This window comes from Pseudomonas sp. BTN1, from assembly GCF_001907715.1.
Lineage (GTDB): Bacteria > Pseudomonadota > Gammaproteobacteria > Pseudomonadales > Pseudomonadaceae > Aquipseudomonas > Aquipseudomonas paracarnis.
The window spans coordinates 16,577-39,842 of the sequence record NZ_MPBM01000007.1; the positions used below are offsets into that span (position 1 = coordinate 16,577).

At 57.7% G+C, this 23,266-nt stretch carries 24 protein-coding genes; 13 read left to right on the top strand and 11 right to left on the bottom strand.

The features are described from left to right. Window positions 1-8: 8 nt before the first annotated feature. The 7 genes from BMH52_RS02720 (at window position 9) to BMH52_RS02750 (ending at window position 7,887) form a co-directional block, all read left to right on the top strand. Window positions 9-1,094, top strand: coding sequence for a pyridoxal phosphate-dependent aminotransferase (locus BMH52_RS02720; protein ID WP_014719861.1), 1,086 nt, complete (start codon window positions 9-11; stop codon window positions 1,092-1,094). A 197-nt stretch (window positions 1,095-1,291) separates the two neighbouring features. After that, complete coding sequence (locus tag BMH52_RS02725; protein ID WP_020302014.1) at window positions 1,292-2,008, top strand: LuxR family transcriptional regulator; 717 nt, start codon at window positions 1,292-1,294, stop codon at window positions 2,006-2,008. Window positions 2,009-2,256: 248 nt separating this feature from the next. Next, window positions 2,257-3,321, top strand: coding sequence for a fatty acid desaturase family protein (locus BMH52_RS02730; RefSeq protein WP_020302013.1), 1,065 nt, complete (start codon window positions 2,257-2,259; stop codon window positions 3,319-3,321). Window positions 3,322-3,325: 4 nt separating this feature from the next. After that, window positions 3,326-4,297: a proline dehydrogenase family protein gene (locus BMH52_RS02735; RefSeq protein WP_020302012.1), complete on the top strand. Its 972-nt coding sequence runs from the start codon at window positions 3,326-3,328 to the stop codon at window positions 4,295-4,297. 14 nt (window positions 4,298-4,311) lie between these two features. Then, a complete protein-coding gene (locus tag BMH52_RS02740; RefSeq protein WP_014719857.1) occupies window positions 4,312-5,562 on the top strand; it encodes an ATP-grasp domain-containing protein in 1,251 nt (416 codons plus the stop codon). Continuing rightward, the gene (locus tag BMH52_RS02745; RefSeq protein WP_019817486.1) at window positions 5,562-6,764 is read left to right on the top strand and encodes an MFS transporter; all 1,203 of its coding nucleotides are present in this window, start codon (window positions 5,562-5,564) and stop codon (window positions 6,762-6,764) included. Before BMH52_RS02740 ends, BMH52_RS02745 begins: the two co-directional genes overlap by 1 nt. A 1-nt stretch (window position 6,765) precedes the next feature. Then, entirely contained in the window at window positions 6,766-7,887 is a 1,122-nt protein-coding gene (locus BMH52_RS02750; protein WP_073842857.1) for an aminotransferase class V-fold PLP-dependent enzyme, read from the top strand. Between the two features lie 10 nt (window positions 7,888-7,897). Here BMH52_RS02750 and BMH52_RS02755 read toward each other — a convergent pair whose 3' ends face one another. The 9 genes from BMH52_RS02755 to BMH52_RS02795 form a co-directional block, all read right to left on the bottom strand. Continuing rightward, window positions 7,898-8,614: a hypothetical protein gene (locus tag BMH52_RS02755; protein WP_020302011.1), complete on the bottom strand. Its 717-nt coding sequence runs from the start codon at window positions 8,612-8,614 to the stop codon at window positions 7,898-7,900. 98 nt (window positions 8,615-8,712) lie between these two features. Beyond that, the gene (locus tag BMH52_RS02760) at window positions 8,713-8,967 is read right to left on the bottom strand and encodes a Txe/YoeB family addiction module toxin (protein WP_014719853.1); all 255 of its coding nucleotides are present in this window, start codon (window positions 8,965-8,967) and stop codon (window positions 8,713-8,715) included. Next, on the bottom strand, window positions 8,964-9,218 hold the full coding sequence (locus BMH52_RS02765) for a type II toxin-antitoxin system Phd/YefM family antitoxin (RefSeq protein ID WP_003194039.1): 255 nt from the start codon (window positions 9,216-9,218) through the stop codon (window positions 8,964-8,966). Before BMH52_RS02765 ends, BMH52_RS02760 begins: the two co-directional genes overlap by 4 nt. 144 nt (window positions 9,219-9,362) lie before the next feature. Further along, window positions 9,363-10,616: an aspartate aminotransferase family protein gene (locus BMH52_RS02770; RefSeq protein WP_073842859.1), complete on the bottom strand. Its 1,254-nt coding sequence runs from the start codon at window positions 10,614-10,616 to the stop codon at window positions 9,363-9,365. Between the two features lie 110 nt (window positions 10,617-10,726). Then, complete coding sequence (locus BMH52_RS02775) at window positions 10,727-11,740, bottom strand: sensor domain-containing diguanylate cyclase (RefSeq protein ID WP_019817488.1); 1,014 nt, start codon at window positions 11,738-11,740, stop codon at window positions 10,727-10,729. Between the two features lie 138 nt (window positions 11,741-11,878). Next, window positions 11,879-13,780: an alkaline phosphatase D family protein gene (locus tag BMH52_RS02780; RefSeq protein WP_073842861.1), complete on the bottom strand. Its 1,902-nt coding sequence runs from the start codon at window positions 13,778-13,780 to the stop codon at window positions 11,879-11,881. Window positions 13,781-14,222: 442 nt separating this feature from the next. After that, on the bottom strand, window positions 14,223-16,451 hold the full coding sequence (locus tag BMH52_RS02785) for an ATP-binding protein (RefSeq protein ID WP_032903662.1): 2,229 nt from the start codon (window positions 16,449-16,451) through the stop codon (window positions 14,223-14,225). Then, the gene (locus BMH52_RS02790) at window positions 16,448-17,062 is read right to left on the bottom strand and encodes a biliverdin-producing heme oxygenase (protein ID WP_019817490.1); all 615 of its coding nucleotides are present in this window, start codon (window positions 17,060-17,062) and stop codon (window positions 16,448-16,450) included. The genes BMH52_RS02785 and BMH52_RS02790 overlap by 4 nt, the downstream gene beginning before the upstream one ends. 212 nt (window positions 17,063-17,274) lie before the next feature. Continuing rightward, window positions 17,275-17,637 (bottom strand): response regulator, encoded by a 363-nt coding sequence (locus tag BMH52_RS02795; RefSeq protein WP_003194033.1) that lies wholly within the window; start codon window positions 17,635-17,637, stop codon window positions 17,275-17,277. Between the two features lie 163 nt (window positions 17,638-17,800). Between BMH52_RS02795 and BMH52_RS02800 the strand changes: the two genes are divergently transcribed. The 4 genes from BMH52_RS02800 (at window position 17,801) to BMH52_RS02815 (ending at window position 19,559) form a co-directional block, all read left to right on the top strand. Next, window positions 17,801-18,232 carry a VOC family protein gene (locus BMH52_RS02800; RefSeq protein ID WP_072435022.1) on the top strand — a complete coding sequence of 144 codons (432 nt, stop codon included), beginning with the start codon at window positions 17,801-17,803 and terminating at the stop codon, window positions 18,230-18,232. 30 nt (window positions 18,233-18,262) lie between these two features. Further along, a complete protein-coding gene (locus BMH52_RS02805; RefSeq protein WP_072435024.1) occupies window positions 18,263-18,637 on the top strand; it encodes a cytochrome c family protein in 375 nt (124 codons plus the stop codon). A 179-nt stretch (window positions 18,638-18,816) separates the two neighbouring features. Continuing rightward, window positions 18,817-19,329: a type VI secretion system amidase effector protein Tae4 gene (locus BMH52_RS02810; RefSeq protein ID WP_072435026.1), complete on the top strand. Its 513-nt coding sequence runs from the start codon at window positions 18,817-18,819 to the stop codon at window positions 19,327-19,329. Then, window positions 19,326-19,559, top strand: coding sequence for a hypothetical protein (locus tag BMH52_RS02815; protein ID WP_072435028.1), 234 nt, complete (start codon window positions 19,326-19,328; stop codon window positions 19,557-19,559). Before BMH52_RS02810 ends, BMH52_RS02815 begins: the two co-directional genes overlap by 4 nt. 802 nt (window positions 19,560-20,361) lie before the next feature. On the opposite strand, the gene BMH52_RS02825 is transcribed toward BMH52_RS02815, so the two are convergent. Further along, window positions 20,362-20,733, bottom strand: a complete 372-nt coding sequence (locus BMH52_RS02825; RefSeq protein WP_014719840.1) for a PH domain-containing protein — start codon at window positions 20,731-20,733, stop codon at window positions 20,362-20,364. Between the two features lie 156 nt (window positions 20,734-20,889). On the opposite strand from BMH52_RS02825, the gene BMH52_RS02830 reads away from it, so the two are divergent. Further along, entirely contained in the window at window positions 20,890-21,525 is a 636-nt protein-coding gene (locus tag BMH52_RS02830; RefSeq protein WP_032903668.1) for a LysE family translocator, read from the top strand. Window positions 21,526-21,533: 8 nt separating this feature from the next. Here BMH52_RS02830 and BMH52_RS02835 read toward each other — a convergent pair whose 3' ends face one another. Continuing rightward, a complete protein-coding gene (locus BMH52_RS02835) occupies window positions 21,534-22,226 on the bottom strand; it encodes an NBR1-Ig-like domain-containing protein (protein ID WP_073842863.1) in 693 nt (230 codons plus the stop codon). 225 nt (window positions 22,227-22,451) lie between these two features. Between BMH52_RS02835 and BMH52_RS02840 the strand changes: the two genes are divergently transcribed. Then, the gene (locus tag BMH52_RS02840) at window positions 22,452-23,258 is read left to right on the top strand and encodes a 2OG-Fe(II) oxygenase family protein (protein WP_032903670.1); all 807 of its coding nucleotides are present in this window, start codon (window positions 22,452-22,454) and stop codon (window positions 23,256-23,258) included. Window positions 23,259-23,266 lie beyond the last annotated feature (8 nt).

The following is a 23,266-nucleotide window of genomic DNA, read 5'->3' on the forward strand; positions in this document are numbered from 1 at the left end:
TAGTCACCATGGTGCGTGTCAGTCGTCGATCCCTTCTCGCGCTGGGCGCGGCCCTGCCTGTGATGGGGCAGCTCAAATGGGCCCTCGCCAGCCCAGCGCCGACAAAATCTGACCAGGTGCTGCTCAATTACAACGAAAGCCCCTACGGCCCTTCAGACGCGGCTCGCCAGGCAATGCAGCGCGCGATTGCAGCGTCCGGACGTTACCCTTACCCCGATATGTACGCATTGGCCGCGCTGTTCGCCCAACAACAGGGTATAGCCGAAGACAACGTCGGGGTGTTTGCCGGCTCGATGGCTGCCTTGCGTTACGCAGTGCTGGCGTTTGCCAGCCAGACCCGCGGCCTGGTGATGGCCACGCCGTCCTACGAAGTCCCGCGCCAGGCGGCCGAGTCGATCAAGGCGCCGGTGCATGAAGTGAACCTGGATGCCCAGCATGCCCATGATGTGCCCGCCATGCTCGCGGCTGACCCACAGGCCGGCATGTTGTACCTGTGTAACCCCAACAACCCGACCGGCACCCTGACCTCGACCGATGCCATCCGGCGGGCCCTGGCGCACAAACCCAAGGGCAGCGTGCTGGTGGTGGACGAGGCTTATATCGAATTCTGCGATACCCCCAGTTGCGTGAGTTGGGTCAACGACCACGACGACCTGCTGGTGCTGCGCACCTTCTCCAAGATCTACGGCATGGCCGGTGCGCGCCTGGGCCTGGCGATCGGCCACCCGGCGTTGCTGGAGCGGTTGGCGGTGTTTGGCGGCGACAACGTCCCGGCCGGCGCCAGCTTGCTGGCCGCCCGTGCCAGCCTGGAAGACGCGCAACTGGTGGGCCAACGCAAAGCGCTCAATGCCAGGTTGCGCGATGAAACAATCGCGTGGCTCAAGGGCCGGGGCTTTAGCTGCACCGTCTCCCACAGCAACTGCTTCATGATCGACGTGAAGCGGCCGGCAGAGCAGGTGATTGAGCAGTTGGCGGCGCAGAATGTGTTGGTTGGGCGGGTATGGAAGGACTGGCCGCATTGGGTGCGGGTGACGGTGGGCAACTCGCGGGAGATGGAGCGTTTTCGCGAGGCCTTTGCGACGCAGGTGGTCTGATCAGGCGGCGCTATAGCTGCTCACGGTCGGTTCGCCATCGGAAGCACTGGACAAGGCCGTCAGGCGTGTTTCATTCTTTCCCCTGTTTAGAGAAATTTCCTACGGAGTGGGTCGGCTCTGATCAGAAGCTTCCGGATTGAAGCACTTCCGTCAGATCGCTAGCTTCACCCCGTTGTCACTCATCAGGGATGATATTCATGCGAAGCGATGGTCAAGCCAATAACAACACGCTCATTCAGCCCGCTGATGTGCGTCAATTGCTCGATGCCGAGCTGAGTCGACGTGGCCTCGGGCATTTCGAGGTTTATCAATGCGGGCCGACGCTGGACGAAGCGGAAATCATCACCAATTACCCCGATGCGCTGGACCGCGGTGACGCGGCGGATGATTTTTACCAACGCGGTCATTTGTTGTCCTTGTCCAAGCGCCGCATAAAACCGTTTTTCTGGAGCGATGAAAACATCCTGGCCCCTGCGGCAGAAGCGGTGCCGGTGCCGGGGCCGTGTGCGCCTGTGGGCGAGGGCGCCAGTTTTATTGTGCATGGCAACCAGGGTTTTTATTCCATTCTCAACCTGTGCAGTTTCGGAGAGCATCAACAGTTTCGCGAAAGAGTGCTGGCCAACAAAAGCGAACTGCAGATGCTGCTGGTCTCGGTTTACGACGAGGCGCTGGAAAGTGGTGCAACCTCGCTTGCCCCTGTTGTACGCGAAACCGTGCTGACGCCTCGCGAAACAGAGGTATTGTCCTGGACCAGCCTGGGCAAGACCTATAACGAAATAGCGCTCTTGGTCTCCATGAGCCCGCGTACGGTAAAGTTTCATATGAAGAATATCTTCAGCAAGTTGAATGTCACCAACGGCAAGTCCGCAATCCGTAAAGCCTTGCAACTGGGCTACATCCGCGAACAGGCCTGATCCGCAGGCCTCTCTCGTAAAAATACCGCGCTCGCCGATGAATTTTCATCGGCGAGCGCGCGCGTGCGCGCGTGATTTGGCGCTACCTGTCTAAAAGGGCAGCTTGTTCACTGTTAAGCGGTGCTTTAGTTTTTTTGCAGCCGATGAGTCTAGCTCAGGCAAAAAAACAATAGGCGCAGCACTCAAAAAATCATCTTCGCCCTGCGCGGATCGAGTGCTGCAGCGCGCCGCTTAATTATGGAGTGATTATGCTGGTCGATAAAAACAAAGAACCTGCTAGCGAATACGCTGCCGGTATTTCCCGGGAAACATTCGGGATGCTTAAACACTTGTGTAAAAAAGATAACTATCACTGGGCCATCGCACTGGGTAAGGACTATGCAATTATTGCGTTTGCCATTTACCTGTCGTTGGGCGTCAGCTATTGGTTCTACCCGGTTTCGCTGTTTCTAATCGGCACCACCCAACGTGCTTTGACTAACGTACTACATGAGTCAACCCACAAGGTGTTGGCAAAAAACCGTGCGATCAACTGGTTTGCCGGTACGTTTCTTTCTGGGTATCTGGTCTTCCACTTGTACCAGTCCTACAGCACTTCGCACATCAAGAACCACCACGTGCACTTGGGGCATCCAGAAAAAGACCCTGACTACAATTTCCATCTCAAGTGCGGCCTGTATGACCTTCAACAAAGCGAGCGCGAGTTCTTCTTGAAGAACGTCGTGATGGCGCTATCCGGCTACAGAACCCTTCAGTACATCAAGTATGTGGTCAAGGACCGTGTCCAGGGGCAAGACCCGCGCATCCGCAAGGAACGCATGATGATGTGGGCTTATTGGGCGGTAATTTTTGCTGTGGTCGCCTGGTTCGGGGTGGTCGCTGAATGGGTGTTGTTCTGGCTGGTGCCGCTGTTTACCACCGCCGTAGCCGTAGGCTGGATCATCGAGTTGGCCGAGCATTATCCGATGCCGGCGGTTGAGACCGACAAGTTGTTGCTGACCCGCAACCGTAAAGGCAATGTTTTGGAGAACTTCTTTTTCGGTCGCCACGACGACAATTACCACCTCGTGCACCACCTACATCCGTCCATTCCCCACTGGAATATGCGCAAGGCTCATAAGCTGCTGATGACTCACCCTGAGTACGCGCGCTGGGACAACCTGTGGGCCGGGATCTTTACCCGTGATCGGCAGAGCCGCCACAAGGAAACGTTGCTCAGTTACGCGTCCAAGTTCCGCGCTCACAAGATTGCCAACCACACCGACGATTCGAGTTTCGCACGTCGTATGCTCAACCAGTCCTACGGGGTTTAATGCCATGAACACGACCGACAACAGCCTGCTGGCAACCCTGGCCCTGAAGAAACTGGCGGCAAACAAAACCTATCGCGATTTGTTCCTGCAGAGCGAGACGCTGCGCGATTTCCTGCGGCCCGCCGCTCTTCGTTACATCATCTCCGAAGATCGCCTGGAGATGCTTGATAAGCTTGGGGCCCTGCTGGAGAAAGGCTATCGCACCGGTGTCGAGTTCGTTGGCGAGGAAGCGACGACATTAGCCGAGGTCACCGCGGCTACCGATGAGTACCTGAAACTCATCGACTTGATTGCACAGCATCCCAAGCTTGAAGAACCCCCGCAGTTGGGGTTCGACCTGTCCAACGTCGGCACCATCATTTCCCGCGAACTGGCGATTGAGAACTGCTCGAAGATCCTCACCCATGCAGCCGATAAGGATATCGGTGTGATCATCAGTATGGAGCGTTCTCAATGGACGGATTCGATCCTCGATATCTTCCTGCAACTGAGCGGGCGCTTTCCCAACGTGGGTATCACCTTGCAGGCGCAATTGAATCGAACCCCGGATGACCTCGGGGCGGTCCTGGAAACTGGCTGCAAAGTACGCTTGGTCAAAGGCGTCTATGCTGAGCCTGCCGCGATTGCTTTACCGCGTGGCAATGCGCTCAACGAGCGTTACCTGGGGTTGCTGGACCGAATCAATGGCGGCCGTGGCCCGTTCGCTTTCGCGACCCAGGACCCACAGCTGGTTGAAGAAATCCTCACCAGCCGCATCGCCGACCGAGGCGAGCTGGAGATGCTTCACGGTGTGCGCCCTGAATTGATTCAGAAGGTGAAAAACCAGGGTCAGGTCAAGGCCCGCGTGTCGGCGGTGTATGGCATCAATTGGTACCTGCACCTGTTGCACCGTGTGGCTGAGTTTCCGCAGAACATTTTCCTGGCGCTGGATGACGTGGCTTCGCCACGGGCCTCTGAAACCGCCACTCATTACTGAAAAAGGACATTCTTATGAAGCAGTACGTCGCATTGGTGGATGTCTACTCGAGCGGTAATTTCCTGCCGCAATATTTTCGGGATGCGGGCTTCAGCCTGATCCATGTACAGAGTACCCCAGAGTTGATGCCGAGCATGCTCGGGCCGAATCTGTCGGAGTTCGAACACAATTTGGCGTTCAACGACAACGCTGAAGAGATCGTGCAACGCCTGCGCGAATTCAACGTAGTCGCCGTCATTGCTGGCCAGGAGCCAGGCGTGCCATTTGCCGACTACTTGAGCGAACAACTGCAGTTGTCCACTTCCAACGGCAGCGCGGGGTCGCGTGCGCGCCGCGACAAGTTTGAGATGATCAATAAAGTCGCGGCCGCGGGCCTGTTGACCGCCCGCCAGATCAAATCCTCGGACCCCCAGCAACTGCTGGCTTGGGTAGAGGCCGGCCATGTGTTTCCGTGCGTGATCAAACCGCTGAGCTCGGCTTCGACAGACGGCGTCTCGATCTGCCACAACGTCGAGGACGTCAAGCGCGCCTGTGAGGAAGTCATATCCAACCTGGATATCTTCGGCCTGGCCAACACCGAAATTCTTTGCCAGTCCTACCTCAAGGGCCCGGAGTATATCGTCGATACCGTCAGCCGTGATGGGCAGGCCTACGTCTGTGGGATCTGGCGTTATGTGAAGCGTGAAATCAGTGGCGGCAAGAACATCTATGACCGTGACGTTCTGATTGCGCCGGACAGTGCCGAGGCCAACGTACTGGTCGATTACATCGTGCAGGCGCTCAAGGCGTTGGGTATCAATAACGGCCCAGCCCATTCGGAAGTGATCCTCACTGAAGCCGGCCCTGCGCTGGTAGAAGTCGGTGCTCGCTTGAACGGCAACATGGAGCCCCGATTCCACGACATCAGCCTGGGCGGCAACCAGGCGCAGCTCACCTATCTGGCGTACTGCGATGGTGAGGCGTTCAAGGCAAACTATGCCGGCAAGCGCTATCAAAAGCTCAAGGAAGCCTGTGTCATCAACACCGATACTACGCTGCAAGGTGAGGTCACTGGCTTCAACGACTCAGCTATCCAACTGATCGAGGCGCTGCCCTCGGTGCATAAGCTGAGCGTCAAATACAAGGCCGGCAAGTTGATGAAAAAGACCGTGGACCTGCTCAGCAGCCCTCTGCGGGTGTTTCTGGTATCGGAGAGCCAGCGCAGTATCGACGAGGATTACGAGCAGATTCGCCAGAACAAAGACCACGTCTATGTGATCCGCTGATGATGGGCACCTATCGCGCTTTACGTGGGCTCAATGCCCGCTTGCAGTTGCTGTTCCTGATCACCCTGGTGTTCCGCATGGGCACCATGGCGTTCCCTTTCTATGCGGCGTACCTGATTCATCAGCACGCCGTATCGGCGGGCACCGCAGGTTTGCTGGTGGGCGTGTATGGCGCGGGTGCGTTGTTTGTGGACTTGATCATCGGCGGGGTGATCAAGCGTTTTTCTGCCAATCGGGTGATCCTCGGTTCGTTACTGCTCAATGCGGTGCTGCTGCTGATCATTCCGTCGGTGGATAACACCGTGGTGTTGTTTGTGCTGTCGTTTCTATGGGGGGGCTGCTACGAAGCATTCACCCCCGCCACGTTCTCCGAAACAGTGGCTCACAGCAGTAGCGAATCGCGCAAAGTGGCGTTCTCCTGCAACCGCCTGGCGATCAACATCGGCATGGCAATCGGGCCGCTCTTGGGCAGCCTGATTTTCCTGAGTAACGCCGATGCGGTGTTCTACCTCAACGCGGCGTTGTCCCTTGTCGCCTTTATCGCCTGCCTGTGGTTTGGGCGTACGGTGCCGGTGACACAAGGGGCTGGCGTTGCCAGTAAAGGCAATGGGCTGCCGGAAAGCGCAATGCACGAGCGTTCGCGCTTGCTGGTGATTCTGCTGGCAGCGTTGCCGGTGCACATCGCCTATGCGCTGCCGCCAACGTTTCTGTCGGCCTACATCATCAACTACACCGAGTTGCCGGCCTACTACGTCGGCATCATCTTTTTTATCAATGCACTGCTGGTGATTCTATTCGAAGTACCGATTAACCAACGCATGTCGCACCTGTCGAGCAGTCGCTCACTGGTGGCGGGTTTCCTGATGGCCGGCGTAGGGTTTTTCCTGATGGGCTTCAGCCATATCGGTGCATTGTTGCTGGCCGCCACCGTGCTCTGGAGCCTGGGGGAGATGGTTGTGTTCCCCGGTATCACCCACTACGTCAGCAGTATCTCCAGCCGTCACACCGTTGACCGCAACCTCGGCTATTACTCGGCGGGGGTGAATATCGGCGTGATGATCACACCGCCGCTGGCGTTCATGCTGATGTCACAGCCATCCCTGCCTTCGCCGTGGCTGCTGGCGGGTACGGTATTGCTGTTGTTCGCAGTGGCAGTGGGCGTGATGAAAGGATCGGCTGTTTTGTGGAACAAGGAAGCATGAAATGAATAGGGTGCATTTGAACACCGCCGGTGCGGGCCTGATGTCGTCGGCCACGCTCAATGCTATACAGCGTTTTACCTCCATTGAAGCGCAGATAGGCAGCTATGAAGCCGAGCTTGCCTATGAAGAGTTGCTCAACGTCGACTTGTACCGAGTGATGGCCGGTCTGTTGAATGCTCAGCCTTCACAGATTGGTTTTTTCAGCAGTGCCACCGAAGCCTGGACCAGCATCCTCGGCAAACTGCAATTTCCCCGGGGTAAGCGGGTCTGGGTGTCAACTTCTGAGTACGCGGCCAACCTGATCTTTTTCAACTACCTCAAGTTATCGAGTGACATTCGCGTCCAAGTGATCCCCACCACGGCCACCAGCCCGCTGGATCTGGAGTGGGTGCGGCGTCATTTGGACGATGATGTGTTCCTGGTCAGTGTGTCGCACCTGCCTTCGTGCTGTGGGGTGATCAATCCGGTGGAAGCGCTGGGCGCGTTGCTCAAGGACGCGAATGCGTTGTATGTGGTGGATGCCTGCCAGTCGTTGGGGCAGTTACCGCTGGATGTGCGGGATATCCATTGTGATTTGTTGACAGGTGCGGGCCGCAAGTTTCTCTGCGGGCCCCGTGGCAGTGGGGTTGCTTACGTGTCGCCACGCTTGCTTGGCCAATTGCAGCTCAATTTTGCCGACTTGCACGCCGCCAGCACCGATGGCCAGGTCAACCGGCTGGACGTGGCCAGTGCGCGGGTGCTGGAAATTGCTGAAAAAAGCCTCTCGGCTCAGGTGGGCATGCATACGGCGCTGCAGGAGTATGTGCAGGTCGGCGGCGGGCAGGTGAATACAGAGCCCTATGCGCTGCTGGCGAAGGAATTGCGACGCCTGCCGCAGTTGACGCTAATGTGCGACCAGTTCGAGCAGACTGGAATTGTCTCGTTTGTGCCGCACAACCTGCCGGCCAAGGCATTTGTCGGCCAAGCCCGCGAGCTGGGGCTCAACTTGTGGGCAGGCACCACCGCTCACACTCCGTTGTTGCTTAAAGACCTGGGCGTCACACACTTTGTGCGTGCCTCGGTGGGCCGGCATATCACTCTCGCCCAGGTCGAGCAGGCTCTTTTGACCCTGCGAAGTTTGTAGTGTTGGGCACTTACTGGGCGGCGATGGCGTAGCCGTCAAAGGCGCTTTGCTGTTGCAGCGCGGTCACGATGCTCTTGCGCGTGACCGGCTGCTCGGCGCCGCTGTTGTCGATGAAGGTTTCGCTCGCAAGCTCCGCCTCGCTGCCTTCGCCTACAAAGGTGAAGCCCAGGAACTCCAGTGCTTCGCGGTCCACATTGAGCTTGGAGCGCGGCGTGCGCAGCGGCAGGGTGACGCTGATTCCATCTTTGCTGATCACAAACACTTCGGTGTCTTTCTTGGCGCGTGCAGCTTTGCCCTTGCCGGCGCTCGGGTTGCTGATGGCCTGGTGCGACTGGTTAAGCACCTTGAGGGCCAGGCCATAGACCAGTTCCTGGAACTCGGGATCGTCCTTGAAGCTGGACAGGATGCGGCTGATCGAGAACTGACTGCTCAGGTGTTCCAGGGCGGCGTTGTCTGCGGCTTCGGCGTCTTTCAATTGCTTGAGCTGGCCCATCAGCTCATAGGCTTTGTCATCATCGAAGGCATCGTGGGCCTGGCGGATGGCAACGCGCAGCTCGCGGATCTGGTCGCTTTCCTTGGAGGTGTGAAACGCGTCCAGCACCATCTCGCTGATGATCTTGGCGGCTGGCACATGCTGTGAAAGATTGATGGCGTTTTCGTATTCGGCTTTGGCGTGCAGGGCGACTACGGATTCTTCGGCGGATTTTTCGGTGTAGGAATCAGACATTAAAATTTCACTGCGTAGTATGCGGAGAGACAAAAAACGTCGGGCATTTTCAGCGGGTGGGGGGATCAGGTCAAGGTGGCTGGGGCGTCAGAATAATTTCAGTAGTGGTAGCGGCACATCAATATTTGTACTTCATCATCCTCGATGCCATAAACCAAACGATGCTCCGCGGTGATTCGTCGAGACCAGAAACCACTCAGGTTATGTTTGAGGGGTTCAGGCTTCCCCACGCCGCCGAACGGGTCTCTTTGTATGGCCTTGATCAAGAGATTGATGCGCTTGAGCCCGGCTTTGTCGTTCTGTTGAAACCAGAGGTAGTCGTCCCAGCCTTCAGGGGTAAAGAGTATTTTCATTCTTCAATCAACCGCCTTGGCTTGGCTTTGCCTGCTCGTAAGCTGTTGACTGAGTTAATGAGACGTTCGGCATTTTTAGGCGAGCGCAGCAGGTAAGCCGTCTCTTCCAGAGCATTGAACTCTGATAACGAGATCATCACCACGGGCTCGCCTTTTTGTCGAGTCAGTAGAAGTGGGACGTGATCATCGTTGACGCGGTCCATCGTTTCGGACAGATGGGCTCGGGCGTTGGTGTAGTTGATAGTTTCCATGGGGACTCCTTGTTGGGTGGGTTTAACGTACAGAAATACGTACATATCCACAACGGGAATCTTATCAACGGTCATCCACCTCGCCCGGACTTCACGAACAAGCTCAACGACTGAGTGGAGCAGCGTCAAACCTGTTGATACATGTTACTCGTCCAGTTCTTCGAGGCACGCTTGGAGAATATCCAGACCTTCCTCCAACACCTCAGGCTCAATGGTCAGCGGGGCCAGCAAGCGCACGATGTGCCGCGACTTGCCGCTGGGCATCAGCAACAAGCCAGCCTCTCGCGCCAGCTCCAGCAGTTGCGCCAGTTGCTTGGGGGCGGGTGTGCCGTCGGCATGGGCCAGTTCAATGCCCCGCATCGCGCCGACACCGGTGAGGCGGCCCAGGTAGGGCGACAGTTGCTGTGCGCGCCAGGCTTCATAGCGGCCCACAATCGCGGCCGCCTGCGCGACGCCCCAGGCGTGCAGGTTTGTGTCGCTCATCACCTCAAGGGTCGCCAGCGCCGCCCCACAGGCGATGGGATTACCCGAGTAGGTACCGCCCAGGCCGCCTTTGGGCAGGTTGTCCATCAGCGCCTTGCGCCCGACCACCGCCCCCAGCGGCATGCCGCCGGCGATGCTTTTGCCGAGCAGCAGCAGGTCCGGCTCGATGCCCAGGCGCGAGAAGGCGAAACGCTGGCCGGTGCGACCAAAACCCGACTGGATTTCATCAATGATCAGCAGGATGTTGTGCTGGTCGCAGAAGCGCCGCAGCGCCTGGGCGAACTCAGTGTCCAGGGCGAGAAAACCGCCTTCGCCCTGTACCGGCTCGATGATGAAGCAGGCCACATCGGTTACGTCGATCTCCACGCTGAACAGACGCTCCATGGCCTTCAGCGCTTCGGCGCAGGACACGCCGTTATCGGTACTGGGGTAGGGCAGGTGATACACAGGGCCGGGCAGTACACCGACCTTCTGCTTGTAGGGCGCGACCTTGCCGTTGAGGTTGAGGGTCGCCAGGGTGCGCCCGTGGAAGGCGCCGTCAAAGGCGATCACCGCCGTGCGCCCGGTGGCACCACGGGCGATCTTCAGGGCGTTTTCCGCCGCCTCGGCACCGCTATTGGTGAGCATGCCGCTGACGGGGTATCCCACCGGGATAAAGGCGCTGAGACGTTGCATCAACTCGATGTAGGGCGTATGCGGTGCGGCGTTGAACGCGTAATGGGTGAGCCGAGTCGCTTGCCCGCAAATGGCCGCCACCACGGCCGGGTGGCAATGGCCCAGGTTGAGTACGCCGATACCGCCGACAAAGTCGATGTAACGCTTGCCCGCCGTGTCCCAGACTTCGGCGTTTTTACCGTGGCTCAGGCTGATGGGGTGAACGATGGAAATCGACTGGCTGATGCTAGCGTGGCTCATGACTCGGGGACTCGGCAGTGGTGGGCGCAGCGCTATCTAAGCCGCGCGCCTGGCCTTGCCGCAAACGAAATAAAGTTGCCGGGTCATTCCACCTTGGAAGGAGCTGCGGCCTATTCCGACACCCCATCCTTGCCCGCCGCCTTGGATCGGTACAAGGCTTGATCGGCCCGCGCCATCAGCGCCGCCGGCGATTCCCCCATGCGCCGCTCTACTACGCCCAGGCTCAGGGTAACGTTCAACGCGCCCAAGGGGGCCGCCGCCTTGATTTTATGGCGAATCCTTTCGGCCAACTCTTTGGCCGTGTCCAGGCTGCTTTTGGGCAGCACCACCATAAACTCGTCGCCGCCCCAGCGCGCCAGCAAGTCGCTTTTACGTACGCAGGCTTCCAGGTGTTCCACTACCCGTATCAGCGTCTGGTCGCCGACGCCGTGGCCATATTGGTCATTGATCGGCTTGAAGTCATCGACATCCATGGCCACCAGTGCCAAGGGCAGGCGGAAGCGTTCGGCGCGGTCGCATTCCTCCAGCAGCACCTTTTCCAGGCGATACCGATTGGCGATGCGCGTCAGGGCGTCCCGCTCGGCCAAAGAGCGGTTTTCGTCCAGTTGCAATTGCAGTTGCTGGTTGACGCGCGACAACTCGAGGGTGCGCTCCGCGACCAGCGCTTCCAGAGACTGGTTGCGCTTTTGCAACTGTTCGATGGAGCATTTGCGCGTATGGATATCGCGGTGTGCGCCGACCATGCGCGCCACGGAACCGTCGGGGTTGCGGGCAATGACGTAGCCGCGGTCCTCGATCCAGAGGTACGTACCGTCTTCTTTTCGGCAACGGTATTCGGCCCGGTAATGAGCGGCGCGTTGGCTGATGTAGTCATCGAACACCGCCATCACGCGAGGGTAATCCTCGGGGTGGATCACGTTCTCCCAGGTGAAGACGCTGTTTTCCAGGGAGTGGTGGGAGTAGCCAAGCATTTCGTACCAGCCGGGATTGCGGTAGACGAAGCCGGTATTGGCGTTCCAGTCCCAGATGCCATCACTGACCAGTTCCATGATGGCGTGCAACAGGTCGACGTTAAGGTCGGACACCTCATTGCGTAGCGGTTCTTTGCCGGATGTATCGTCCATCTGCGCGCTTCCTGCGGGGGGCTGGCGCCCAAGGCCAGTCATGGTTGACGCCGATACTCCGTGGCTGGCGCTACTGTACATCGGCGCTTGCGCGCTTTGAATAGGGCAGGTGTGCTGCTTATGACGAGTGGCGAAACGCTATTTTTCTGGCGCCATCATCTTTGTTCGAGGTCTTCCATCCGCGTTGTGCTGGTAAATGGCCTGCGGTTGGCCCTGCTCATTGAAAAACACCTGGCCAATGCCCGCCGAGTTCCACAACCGCTCACCCGCTTCGGCATGCTCTGGGATATAAGGCATCACCTGCATGGTGCGGCGGCGGGTAAACCAGTTGAGGGGCGAGCGTGGGGAGTAGAGCCAGCGGTTGAGGCGATCGAACCATTCCAGCAGGCGCGGCGGGAACTCGTTCTTGATGCCACTGCTGGTGATTTGCCAGATATTGGGGCCCCCGTTGCGGTGGCGGATCAGCACTTGGTAGACAAACGAGTAATGCACGTCACCGGAAAGGATCACGTAGTTACCTGGCGTGCGTGAGTGGCGGAAGATATTCAAAATCACTTGGGCGGCGCCGCGGTGGGCCATCCAGTTCTCGGCGTCCACCAGCAGGGGAAAACCGCACCAGCTGAAGACCTTTTGCACCGTCTCGATCAGCTTGACGCCAAAGACTGGCGCGGGCGAGACGATGATGGCGGATGGATGGTCCAGCAGCGCTTGTTGCAGTTCGCTCAAGGCTTCCCAGTCCAGCAGGCCGGAAGGTTGCTTGAGGGTGAACTCGCTGCGCCAGCGTCGGGTGCGGGTGTCGAGTATCACCAGCGCCGGGGTGGTGGGCAATACGTAGTGCCACTGCTGGAATTTCAGCAAGGCCTCCAGCAACGCGTCTTGCGCCGTCGCCTCGAGATGATTGGCCTGTACCCGGCCGGTCAGTGCCTGGGTTTGGCCCAGCAGTTCGCCAAACACCTGGGGCTGGTTACCCCAGCCTTGGCATAACAGATACGCCAGCAAGGCATTGCCGATGATGCGCTTGGAGAAGGGATGGCCGTAGGCGGTTTCTTCCCACTGGGCGCTGAGGTTCCAGTCGTCAGTGATGTCGTGATCGTCGAACATCATCAGCGTCGACAGGTGCGCGAACACCCGCGCTACCCCAGGCAGGCCGTCGCGGAACTGATCGATATGAACCTGTTCGCGGGCATAGCGTTGTTGTTCTTGCGCACTCAGCGGCGGCGGTTCTGGTGCGATCAGCGTCCAGGGTATCGGCGACCAGGCCAGCAGGTACATGGCGATCACTTCGGCAAAGGTCACCAAGTGATTGTCGGCGGTGCTGCTGGTGAAAATCGGCTTCTTCACACCGCCGAAAAAGCGTTCGCGCAAGGTCTCGTTACTGTCCAGCGCAGGGAGCAGGTCGGCCCGGTGGTAATAGCTGGCGCGATGCCCATAAAGGCTGGCGCTGTCGCTCACCACCGCACCCTCTAGAAACTCATCGAACAGGCCCAGGCGCGCAATCAGCCCGTGAATGGCTCGCAGCATGGGCCCTGCGACGTCGTCGGCGTAGATCTGGTCGCCATTCATCATCAGCAAGGCTGGGCGTTCGAGCGGTGTGCGGGCGTCCCCCAACAGACGGTCGACACACAGCAAGCCTTCGTCGGCACGATGGTGGGGTTTGCGGCACGAGCCATGCACCAAGTGATGGATGCGGCTATGCAGCACGAAGCTTGGCGTAGTCGCGTCGCCATACAGCAAGTGCGGTGCCCATTGTGCAATGCCGAGGCCGTCGATCAACAGGTCGTAACCGATGATTTCATCCTGTGGCAGGGCGTGGCTCAGGGCTATGTCGATCAGGTGGATAACGGCATGGCGGCCGACGGGCACGACTTGGCAGTGCGTTGCATCGAGCGGGATATCCCGCGCCTCGCCCGAGGGTAATTGCAGCCGCAAGCACAGGGGCAGGGCACGACTGCCCACCAACCAGATAACCAGGCGCTGTGGTTCCAGGCGTCTTAGCAAGGGGCCGGCGATCACGGCAGGCAGGATTTCAGGTTGACCCATGAAGAATGCAGCTCATACCAAGTGGGACTGGAAAGGATAACGCAGAGGATGTCAGTGTTTTGTTAACGCAAGTGCAGCGCGTTGCGCTGCACTCGTTGCCGGTGACTCCTAACGGTTTAAAGCAGTTTGCCTCCTCCGAGAGAGGTCATACCCGAATCTTTGGGTTTTGGTCGCGTGTCCTGCCCCTGTGGGGGGCTGTCAATCGGCGAAGAGATGAGGGCGGGATTGGCTGAAGGCTGGTTATCTTTCATGCCTTGCTGGATGTTATAGCTCAAGCTGTCAAACGAATTGCCAATGATCATCGGTACAACCCCTTACTCAATTGGAGGACTGTTGTCGCACCAATACTCCCTTTGAGTGCGCACCGTTTCAGTGGCATTGGCCGGGTTGTTCGTTCCCGGCCAAAGGTATCCGCATGTTGGGTTTAGAAAATGGGCGCGTTTCAGGCAGGCTTTGGCACCGTAAACCTGAACTCACTACCGCACCCCAACTCACTTTCGGCCTCGATGCGCCCACCATGAGCCTGGACAATCCCCTGGGTGATATACAGCCCCAACCCGCTGCCGGTGGGGTTGTTTTCAGTCTGGGTCCAATAGCGATCGAACACATGGGGCAAATCGTCCGGTGCAATGCCTTCACCGGAGTCTCGCACCGAAAATACAATCTCCTCACCGTTGCTCATGGCGCTGATGCCGATGTTGCCTTGGCGTGGGGTGAACTTGATCGCATTGCCGATCAGGTTCGACAGCACCTGGAACAAGCGCTCCGGGTCGGCCTTGATCTGCAGGCCGGGCTCGACATTGAACGACAGGTCGATGCCTTTTTCCGAGGCCAGGGGGGCCAGCAACGAATACGCTTCTTCAAAGATCTGGCTGACGTCCAGCGCCACCGGCTTGACCACATAGCGCCCGGCCTCGATCTTCGAGGTGTCGAGCAAATCTTCCAGCAACACATTCATGCGCCCGGCGGCCTGTTGCATGGTGTCGATCGCGGAAGAGATACGGCGTGAGGTGTGTGGACCATCGGAGCTGAAGGCTTTTTGCATCATGCCGCAGAGCATGGAGATGACGGTCATGGGGTTGCGCAGGTCGTGGGAAACCACCGCGACCAGCTCGTCCCGCGCACGCACCGCTTGTTGCTCGCGCAGCACTTGGCGGGACAGGTCGTTCTCCAGGGCCGAGCGGCGCAAATCGTTGGCGGCAAACAGGTCGCCATGGCTCCATTTGGTGGAGATGCCGGCCATTTCCACTTTCCAGATTTCAAACGAGGTGCGTGGGCGAAGGCGCATGCCCGCGTCGCAGGTTTCCAGATTCAGCGGCTTCTGCGGGTCGCCACTCCAGTGGATGTTCTCTTTGACTTCCGGGCGAAACCACAACACACCGTTATCCACAGGCTTGGGCAAGCTCATGGCGAGCACGCCGCTGGCCACGCTCTGGAACTCAGCGGCAGGCGGGTAAACCGAGGCCAGGTTATGGCTGGAAAATACCGGTTCACCGTTGGCCTGCAACCACTTGTGCAGCGCGCGTATCTGCGCCGGTTCCGGGCAATTGCCGTAGCGGTGCAGTTGTTTATCTTCGATGATCGCCACGCCGCCGGAGAGGGTCAGGTCCATCAGCATTCGGCCTTGTTGGGCCAGGCCGTCGAAGACGTTATTGGCAGAGGCTTTCATCGCCAGGTCCAGCAGCGCCAGCGCTTGGACTTTCTCGTCGCGCTGGCGGGTCAGCTCCAGGGCCTCCATGGCACTGATCTGCAATGACAGCACTTGGCCGATGGTCTGGCAGGCCATGCGCAGGTCATTAGGTACCAGCAGCGGCTCACGGTTGCCGCAGCTGATCAGGCCCCAGAGTTTGTCGCCCTTCATCAACGAAATACTCATGGACGACAACACGCCCATGTTCTGCATGTACTGGCAGTGAATCGGCGACACGCTGCGCAGGGTGGCGAAGCTCAGGTCCAGGGGCTGCCCGGTGTCCGGGCGCAATTTGGGCACCAGCGGTACCGGTTCGTAGGACGCATTCGGGATGATCCGTAGCCAGTTGGTGCGATACAGCTCCCGAGCCTGCTCGGGGATGTCGGACGCGGGGAAGAACAGCCCGTTGAACAATTCCATTGACGGCGCCGAGGCCTCCGCGATCACCTGGCCATGGCCTTCCTCTTCGAAGCGATAGATGAGCACCCGGTCATAACCGGTCATGGCCTGGATTTCGTTGACGGTGATGGCGTAGAGCGCCTCCAAGGTCTTTGCCGATTGCAGGCGGTGCAGCATCTTGCCCAGATCGCTGGTGCGGCCATTGTGCGCTCGGGGTTTGAAATCCTTGAGCCGTGGTTCGAATTCCAGCACTAACACGCCCTGGTGGCGATGCAACAGGCCTTCGAACTGCTCACCCTTGAAGGTGATCAGCAGGGGCGGCGAGTCCAGGAATGCGCTGTCCTCGGCCATGGTTTGCACGGCCTGGGCGTACTCCTCGCCAATCAATCTGTGCAACGGTTGATCCAACAGCGCCTCGGGGGCGTGGCCGAACAACGTACCGACGTTGGCACTTACCTGAATAATGTTCAGGCCAGGTTCCGACAAAGTCAGCAGCACGCCGTGGGGCTGGATGGCCCCCGGAAAACGAATGGGTTCGTCGGCGCAGTTGGCAAGCAGCTCTTCAAAATCTTCGGGTTTCATAGCAATACCTCCTGGCTGTCGAGCCATTGCTCAAAGCCGCTGAATGTCGAACGGGCCGCCATCACCGCGCGCGCGGCGGCATCTGTATCCAGTGGCTGGCGGCTCAGATAATCGAGGAAATCTTTCCAGCGCCGTCCGGTCTCGGCGCCGTATACATTGAGAAAGGCACCGCCGTTGTCGGCGTTCACATCCAGGCGCAGGGCCATTTCCCGGCGCAGCACTTGGCCACCCAGGGTGGCGCCTTCCAGCACATACAGGGCGCCGAGACACGCAGCCGGCGTGTCTAATACGGGGAGTTGGGCACAGCGAGGCAGGGCATGGATGGCGTGGTCAGTCAGGCCGAGTGCGTGCAGGTCATGGACCAGTGTTGGCGTTTTCACACGCAACACAGGCTCATATCCATCGGGAATCAAACCGCTGTCATACAGCGCCGCTTCCATCGGCTGATAAAAGCCGTAGTACGCTTGCAGCAGGCGCCGATACCACTGGGCATCCAGGCGCTCGGAAAAAAACGGCAGGCGCTGTTCCAACGCTACATGCAGCAGGCCCGTGCCCGTGCGCAACGTTTCCAACAAGGAGGGCGCACTAACGTCATGGGCCTGTGAATGCATTCAATGAGCTCGAACTGTGGGCCTGTCGGCCATGAATGACGCGTGAAAATGGGCGACGATTCTACACAACTCATTGTCGTCAGCTGAACGCAGAAGCGAAAAGGCTGACCAGCGGATCAGAAAAGTCGCTCCCTGCACCTTACATGACCGCAGAACTGGCCCTCAAGTTCGGTTGAAATGATATCGCGCTGCTATCCACGCAGGGGCAGGCCCTAGTGCGTCAATGCTGTCTGCACGCACTCAAGCAAGTGGTCGGTACTCCAGGGCTTGGGCAGAAACCGCACGGAACTGCCCAACTCGGCGGCGATTTTCGTATTACCTGAGGTCAGCACTACTTGTACTTCAGGCCAGCGGTGGGCGACCACACGGCTCAAGTCATAACCATTGAGCAAGCCGGGCATTTGAATATCACTGACAATCAAATCCACCGGGTCATCGCCGCGCTCCAGGTAAATCATCCCTTCGTCTGCCGATGCAAACGATGTCACCACCGCACCAAAGTCTTCCAGCACATCTACCATCAACGCCCGAATGATCTCGTCGTCTTCCAATACCAAAATCGATGGCTGAGCCATGATCTTTACTCCACCATCAGGGGGTTCAGTAAGGTGGAGTGGAAGGTGGCCGGATAGGTTCGATTGGATGTTTTTTAATCGATGGGTGGTCGTTTGACTGCTTGTGAGCCATGGGCACGACAATCCGTTAAGGTGAACGCCACTCTGCCATCCAAGGAATGCCATGTTCAACCGTAACCCACTCGTGCCTGAACTGATCGTCACCCGCCTTGGCGCGAGCCTGGCGTTCTGGATCGAACAGTTAGGTTTCGCTATTGCCTATCAGCGCGCAGAAGAAGGCTTTGCCTACCTCGACCTTAACGGCGCGCAAATCATGCTCGAACAATACGACCCCGAGGCCGGCCAGTGGCTTACCGCACCGTTGCAGCCCCCATTCGGGCGCGGCATCAACCTGCAAATCGATGTGCCCGCCGTAGCACCCATCCTGCAACGCTTGGCGCAGATCGGCTGGCCCTTGTTCCGCGATGTAGAGGACGCCTGGTACCGAGCCGGTGACGTGGAGGCCGGGCAGCGCCAGTTCATCGTGCAAGACCCGGACGGGTATCTGGTGCGTCTGGTGCAGCGGCTGGGAGAAAGGCCGGTCGAACAGGCATAATCCACGGCAACAGCCGATAGGGAGACGTGAATGAAGTATGTGTTATTGACCCTCGCCCTGACCGTTATCGCCGCACCCGCGTTCGCTGCGGGCGACGCCGAGGCGGGCGGCAAACTCTTCACCAAGACCTGCGGCGGCTGCCACAGCATTGGTGAGGGGGCGCGGGGTGGTTTTGGTCCGGAACTGAACGGCATCATTGGCCGGCCTGCCGGTACCACTCAGGACTATCAGTATTCGGATGCGATGAAGAACTCGGGCGTGGTGTGGACGCGGGAAAAACTGGCGGCCTACATCGAAAATCCGAAGTCGGTGGTGAGTGGCACGCGGATGATCTTCTGGGGGATCAGTGACCAGGAGAAGATTGAAAATATTCTGGCGTATCTGGAGACATTCCAGCCCAAGTGAGATGCCCAGGCTGGCACGCATCACCGTCCTCTGTCCTCCTACAAAAAAGCACAGTGTGAGCGTTAGCCTGCATCAAAAGCCTACACACAAGTAGGACTGTTCTGATTTGCGCCTGACCTCACCATTATCGGCAAAGCGTTTGCTACGTTCGTGTGAAAAATACGCGATGGAAGCGCTTAATGCTGACGTTCAACTCCCTATGGAAAAACCACCCGGAAATTTTCGGAGACGCCGCCCCTTGTAGAACCAACGGCGCCAAAAATTTCAGTGACCAATGCGCCATTAACCTGGGCGTAGCACTGCGCAGGTCAGGCGCCGACCTGAGCAGATTGAGAGGCGTGCGCTATTGTTGGCAGCATGCCAAGAGTGAGGGCCATGTGCTGGCGGCTGAGGAAATGGCCAAAGCTCTAAATGGCGCGAATATCCCCGGCTTGCAGCGGCCGAAAAAGATAAAACCTGAGGATTTCGAAGAAGTGTTGGCGGGGCAGCAAGGCATTATCTTTTTCAAAGATTTTTGGCGCCGAGGGAATGAGACGTTTGGCAATCGCAGCGGTGACCACATTGACCTTTGGAATGGACGGCGGTTGACGGATTGGCTGAGTTATCCGCGTATCCAGCTGGGATTTTCGATTGAGGGGACGTTCTCGGACTATCACGAGTCCAGGGAGATCTGGTTTTGGAAGATCATATGAAATTGGTTAAGGGCGTGGTGTTTGTCGTCGGGGTGGTTGTAGTGGCGCTCGGATTGTTTAACGGTTTGGTGGTGGTCATGTCTGCGTATTTTGGGCCGTTTTATCAAGGGGATGCGGATCAGAGCAGGAATTTTGGGTTTTGGTTGGTTGGGAATGGGGTTGTGATTTTGGGAGCGGCGTTCAGTGGGGCGGTTTGGTATGGCAGGCGTTTGAGTAAGGGGCGGGAATGATGGTGTACTTCGACGGGGTTGAGGGGCGACTTAAAATTAGGCGAGCTCGGGTTGTGCGCTTAAAAACGTTGAGAGAACGGCAGGATATTGTGAGTCAGATATGTATGGAGGCTTTGGCGCTGCAGGCACAGGAACTGGGAATGGGATATGGCTCCGATGAGCGGGATAGCTATGGTGATGGCTATTTGCTAGTTTCGAGAGTGGCCGGTGACCACCAGCACTTCGATTAAGTGGGTGCCTGAGTATTTAGTGATTCAGCGGCTGTGATTTTCCTGAGTAAGTCCAACGTACCTTAAGGAAACTAAAATGACAGATAGAAGACCTCTGAATCCAAATGTTAATGTTCCGAAGCCCGGTGGTGGCGAGCAGCCGCGATCAAGAAATAAAGATGGCCAGGTTCGCGATAAGCGGGACGATGCAGGAAAGCCCAGGAAGAAGTAAATAGCAGAAAGGGAAGGCCTACCATGTAAGTAGGCCTGCTCTTTGGATTTGATAATCATAGAAAGCGAACCCTCTAACTTTCTCTCGAGGGCAATTTTCTTGAGCACGTATAGGGGCTGGCGTCATCGCAGCATAGGTATCACACAACTTCGGCGCGACGCTGGACCTGTGGCGAGGGAGCTTGCTCCCGTGACGGCCTGACAGCCAGCGCTGGTCTAACTGATGCGCTGCGATCCAAATGTGGGAGCTGGCTTGCCTGCGAAGACGGCCTGACAGCTGACACAGTTATACCGAGTACATATCCAGTCCTGAGGTAACGGCCACTTAGGGTTCCGCCCTGACGGCGGCTTGTGCCTGCGGATCAACTCAGCAGATGCTTGGAAATCAGTCGGGAGATTTCCACGATCGAGGTCTTGCCAGTGAACTCGAATTTCACCTTCCCCAACGACGAAAAATAAATCTCCAACTCCGAATCCAAGTCAAACGTCCCGGACGTTTCCACCGAGTACGCCACGATGTTCTTGTATGGCAATGAGGTGAAATCCTTCTTGCTGCCGGTAATCCCCTGCACGTTCACCGCGATGATGCGTTTGGTGGTGAACACGACGCCGTCGCGCATGGCCTTGTAGGCGTCGACCACTTCTTCGCCGTCCAGCAGCAGGGCCGCTACGCGTTCGGCGTATTCGTTGTTTTGCTTGAGCTTGAAGAAACCTTTGTTGTTGAAGTCGATCATGTGCCTGTCCTGGGTAGGTGATGCCGCCGGTGTATGACGTTTTGCCTGCGGATCTGTATCTAACGCCTGGGCCTTCAAGCCTCTAGCATGACGCTCAACACGACCGCGTCGGCGAAGGATTTCACGCTGGCAGCCTAAAAAACCAGGAGCCAATCCATGCCTGATATGTCCAGCTTGCTCGCCTACGGCCTGATTTCACTCGGCATGGTACTGACACCGGGGCCGAACATGATCTACCTCATTTCCCGCTCCATCTGCCAGGGGCGCACGGCCGGGTTGATTTCCCTGGGCGGGGTGGCGCTGGGGTTTGTGGTGTACATGGTGTGCGCGGCGCTGGGTATCACGGCGTTGGTGATGGCGGTGCCGTTTGCCTACGACGCGCTGCGGCTCGGCGGAGCGCTGTATCTGGTGTACCTGGCCTGGCAGGCGGTCAAGCCGGGTGGGCGCTCGCCATTCCAGGTGCGCGACTTGCCCAAGGACAGCCCGCGCAAGTTGGTGACCATGGGCTTGGTCACCAACTTGCTCAATCCCAAAGTGGCGGTGATGTATTTGTCGTTGCTGCCCCAGTTCATCGATCCGAACGGTCATGGCAGTGTGCTGGTGCAATCCTTGGCGCTGGGCTCCCTGCAGATTGTTATCAGCGTGAGCGTCAACGCGGTGATTGCCTGCATGGCGGGCTCTATTGCGGTGTTTTTCGTCACACGGCCAGGTTGGCAGGTGCTGCAGCGCTGGCTGATGGGGTCGGTGTTGATGGGTTTGGCGGTGCGGATGGCGGTAGAGGGGCGCAAGTAAGGCTGCTTTCAGCGCGCCATGACGTTGACAATCACATGCAGGATGAATGCTGGCCCGTAGCAAGGCTGCCCATGTTCATCTTCGATACGCCAGATTGAGGTGACGGTACTGGTCTCCCTCGGGGCTCCGAACTCCACGGTGATATGCACTGGCTGGCCGGGCAAAGTATCTGCTATCGGAATATCGTTATTCAGGCTTCGCAGATGGCTATCCATCACCACTTCCAATGGCTCCCCCGAAGCGGTTCGACGGGCGATCACGTACTCACCGTCCACTCTCACCAATCGCCGGCCGCGCCAGGGGCGAATCCCGAGGTTCTGGATCTCCCAGGTTTTCTGAAAGGTTTCACCGGGCAGCACTACGGTCTGGTCAGGCGTGGTCACGTCTGCATTGAATACGGCAATGTCAGATGGGTCGTGCAAGCCAATGGCCCGGTTGGTGATAGCCATTGAGTAAGCATTAGTTGGAGCACCGGTCAGGTCGGCAAAGTAGCGAAACAGCAGCAGCGGGGAGACACGTAGCGCTTTGGCTAATTTGATCAGGGTACGTACGGACGGATCTTTTGAAGCACCGTCCGCCAATGCATAAAGGTAGGTTCTGGAGATGCCAGCCTCCTTAGCCAGGTTAGTCAGGGGTTTTCCCAGTTCTCGGCTGCGTCGTACAACAAGCGCTCGAAGAGTATCGCCAGTTTTGATGCTCATATTTTGCAAACCCGTTTCCAGTGGAAGTCGTCATCTTGTAAGCCAAAAAGGACAACCTGCCCGCCGTCACGGTTACATAGCGATTCAGACTTTGGTCTTGCTGGCGACGTTGTGAAAGACATGGATAGGTCCCGGTTTGGTTGGCATATCCAGTGTCGCGGTTTCTCACATGCTTGCGAACCTTGTGTGTGTTGCATTCCTTTACATCTATCTGTGGATATAGCTATGAGTCCAATGAAAGCGTGCTGTGAATCCATTGCCCGATCAGGCTTTGGCATCCTGCAAATTCCTGATGCGATGTTGCAGGACTACAAAAAGATCATTGATGGCTATTCGGCCATTCCCCAGGCCATCAAGGATGAGTTTTCCTTTGCCCAGGACACGGATGGTTTTTTCCCTTTTGGCGCCGAGTACTCCCTTGCCGAGGATCACCCGGACCTGTGCGAGCGGTTTTGTTACTGGCCCGCGCACGCTTCAAAAAGAACCGCTTTCGAATTCACCCGAAGTACTTTCGTTGTCGCAGTCGGCAGTTTTGAACGACAGATGAGCGAGTTGGCCCAGGGAGTTATGGATGGCATTTGCGAGGAATTTGGCGTTGCCCCCTTGGCCCCCTTTCGCGCGGCATCGTACATCCAGCTGTGTGTCTATGGTCCACAGGCGAAAGACCATTCTCGTCAATATGCCCAGGATCCTCATGAAGACGGGCATATGCTTTCGTTTATCAAGCCTACCCGCGAAGGGCTGGTTTTGATGAAAGGACGATCGTTGGAGCCGGTACGCCTTCTGGAGAACGAGGTCGCGGTGCTGGCGGGTTCCTTGCTGACAGAGCTCTCCGATCATGCCGTGCCTGCCGCCTACCATGCTGTACTTGCGCCCAGCAAACCGGTCGCCAGAAGCTCATTGATCTACTTTGCAAATCCCAATCCGGATCAGTTGCTGACGACCTTTTACCGTCAGAAATCCATTGACCTGGGCAGTACTGTGAATGCTCGTCATACCGGTTTCGGTAATCAACCGATTCAACTGCGCTAAATAGTCCT

Excerpts from the sequence above, each read along its gene's own strand:
- BMH52_RS02815 (WP_072435028.1), top strand. The coding sequence starts at position 19,326 with ATGAAATTGGTTAAGGGCGTGGTGTTTGTCGTCGGGGTGGTTGTAGTG.
- BMH52_RS02720 (WP_014719861.1), top strand. The coding sequence starts at position 9 with ATGGTGCGTGTCAGTCGTCGATCCCTTCTCGCGCTGGGCGCGGCCCTG.
- BMH52_RS02750 (WP_073842857.1), top strand. The coding sequence starts at position 6,766 with ATGAATAGGGTGCATTTGAACACCGCCGGTGCGGGCCTGATGTCGTCG.
- BMH52_RS02840 (WP_032903670.1), top strand. The coding sequence starts at position 22,452 with ATGAGTCCAATGAAAGCGTGCTGTGAATCCATTGCCCGATCAGGCTTT.
- BMH52_RS02795 (WP_003194033.1), bottom strand. The coding sequence starts at position 17,637 with ATGGCTCAGCCATCGATTTTGGTATTGGAAGACGACGAGATCATTCGG.
- BMH52_RS02760 (WP_014719853.1), bottom strand. The coding sequence starts at position 8,967 with ATGAAAATACTCTTTACCCCTGAAGGCTGGGACGACTACCTCTGGTTT.
- BMH52_RS02770 (WP_073842859.1), bottom strand. The coding sequence starts at position 10,616 with ATGAGCCACGCTAGCATCAGCCAGTCGATTTCCATCGTTCACCCCATC.
- BMH52_RS02765 (WP_003194039.1), bottom strand. The coding sequence starts at position 9,218 with ATGGAAACTATCAACTACACCAACGCCCGAGCCCATCTGTCCGAAACG.
- BMH52_RS02785 (WP_032903662.1), bottom strand. The coding sequence starts at position 16,451 with ATGAAACCCGAAGATTTTGAAGAGCTGCTTGCCAACTGCGCCGACGAA.
- BMH52_RS02825 (WP_014719840.1), bottom strand. The coding sequence starts at position 20,733 with ATGATCGACTTCAACAACAAAGGTTTCTTCAAGCTCAAGCAAAACAAC.
- BMH52_RS02730 (WP_020302013.1), top strand. The coding sequence starts at position 2,257 with ATGCTGGTCGATAAAAACAAAGAACCTGCTAGCGAATACGCTGCCGGT.
- BMH52_RS02775 (WP_019817488.1), bottom strand. The coding sequence starts at position 11,740 with ATGGACGATACATCCGGCAAAGAACCGCTACGCAATGAGGTGTCCGAC.
- BMH52_RS02835 (WP_073842863.1), bottom strand. The coding sequence starts at position 22,226 with ATGAGCATCAAAACTGGCGATACTCTTCGAGCGCTTGTTGTACGACGC.
- BMH52_RS02755 (WP_020302011.1), bottom strand. The coding sequence starts at position 8,614 with ATGTCTGATTCCTACACCGAAAAATCCGCCGAAGAATCCGTAGTCGCC.
- BMH52_RS02745 (WP_019817486.1), top strand. The coding sequence starts at position 5,562 with ATGATGGGCACCTATCGCGCTTTACGTGGGCTCAATGCCCGCTTGCAG.
- BMH52_RS02790 (WP_019817490.1), bottom strand. The coding sequence starts at position 17,062 with ATGCATTCACAGGCCCATGACGTTAGTGCGCCCTCCTTGTTGGAAACG.
- BMH52_RS02810 (WP_072435026.1), top strand. The coding sequence starts at position 18,817 with ATGCTGACGTTCAACTCCCTATGGAAAAACCACCCGGAAATTTTCGGA.
- BMH52_RS02725 (WP_020302014.1), top strand. The coding sequence starts at position 1,292 with ATGCGAAGCGATGGTCAAGCCAATAACAACACGCTCATTCAGCCCGCT.
- BMH52_RS02800 (WP_072435022.1), top strand. The coding sequence starts at position 17,801 with ATGTTCAACCGTAACCCACTCGTGCCTGAACTGATCGTCACCCGCCTT.
- BMH52_RS02740 (WP_014719857.1), top strand. The coding sequence starts at position 4,312 with ATGAAGCAGTACGTCGCATTGGTGGATGTCTACTCGAGCGGTAATTTC.
- BMH52_RS02805 (WP_072435024.1), top strand. The coding sequence starts at position 18,263 with ATGAAGTATGTGTTATTGACCCTCGCCCTGACCGTTATCGCCGCACCC.
- BMH52_RS02780 (WP_073842861.1), bottom strand. The coding sequence starts at position 13,780 with ATGGGTCAACCTGAAATCCTGCCTGCCGTGATCGCCGGCCCCTTGCTA.
- BMH52_RS02735 (WP_020302012.1), top strand. The coding sequence starts at position 3,326 with ATGAACACGACCGACAACAGCCTGCTGGCAACCCTGGCCCTGAAGAAA.
- BMH52_RS02830 (WP_032903668.1), top strand. The coding sequence starts at position 20,890 with ATGCCTGATATGTCCAGCTTGCTCGCCTACGGCCTGATTTCACTCGGC.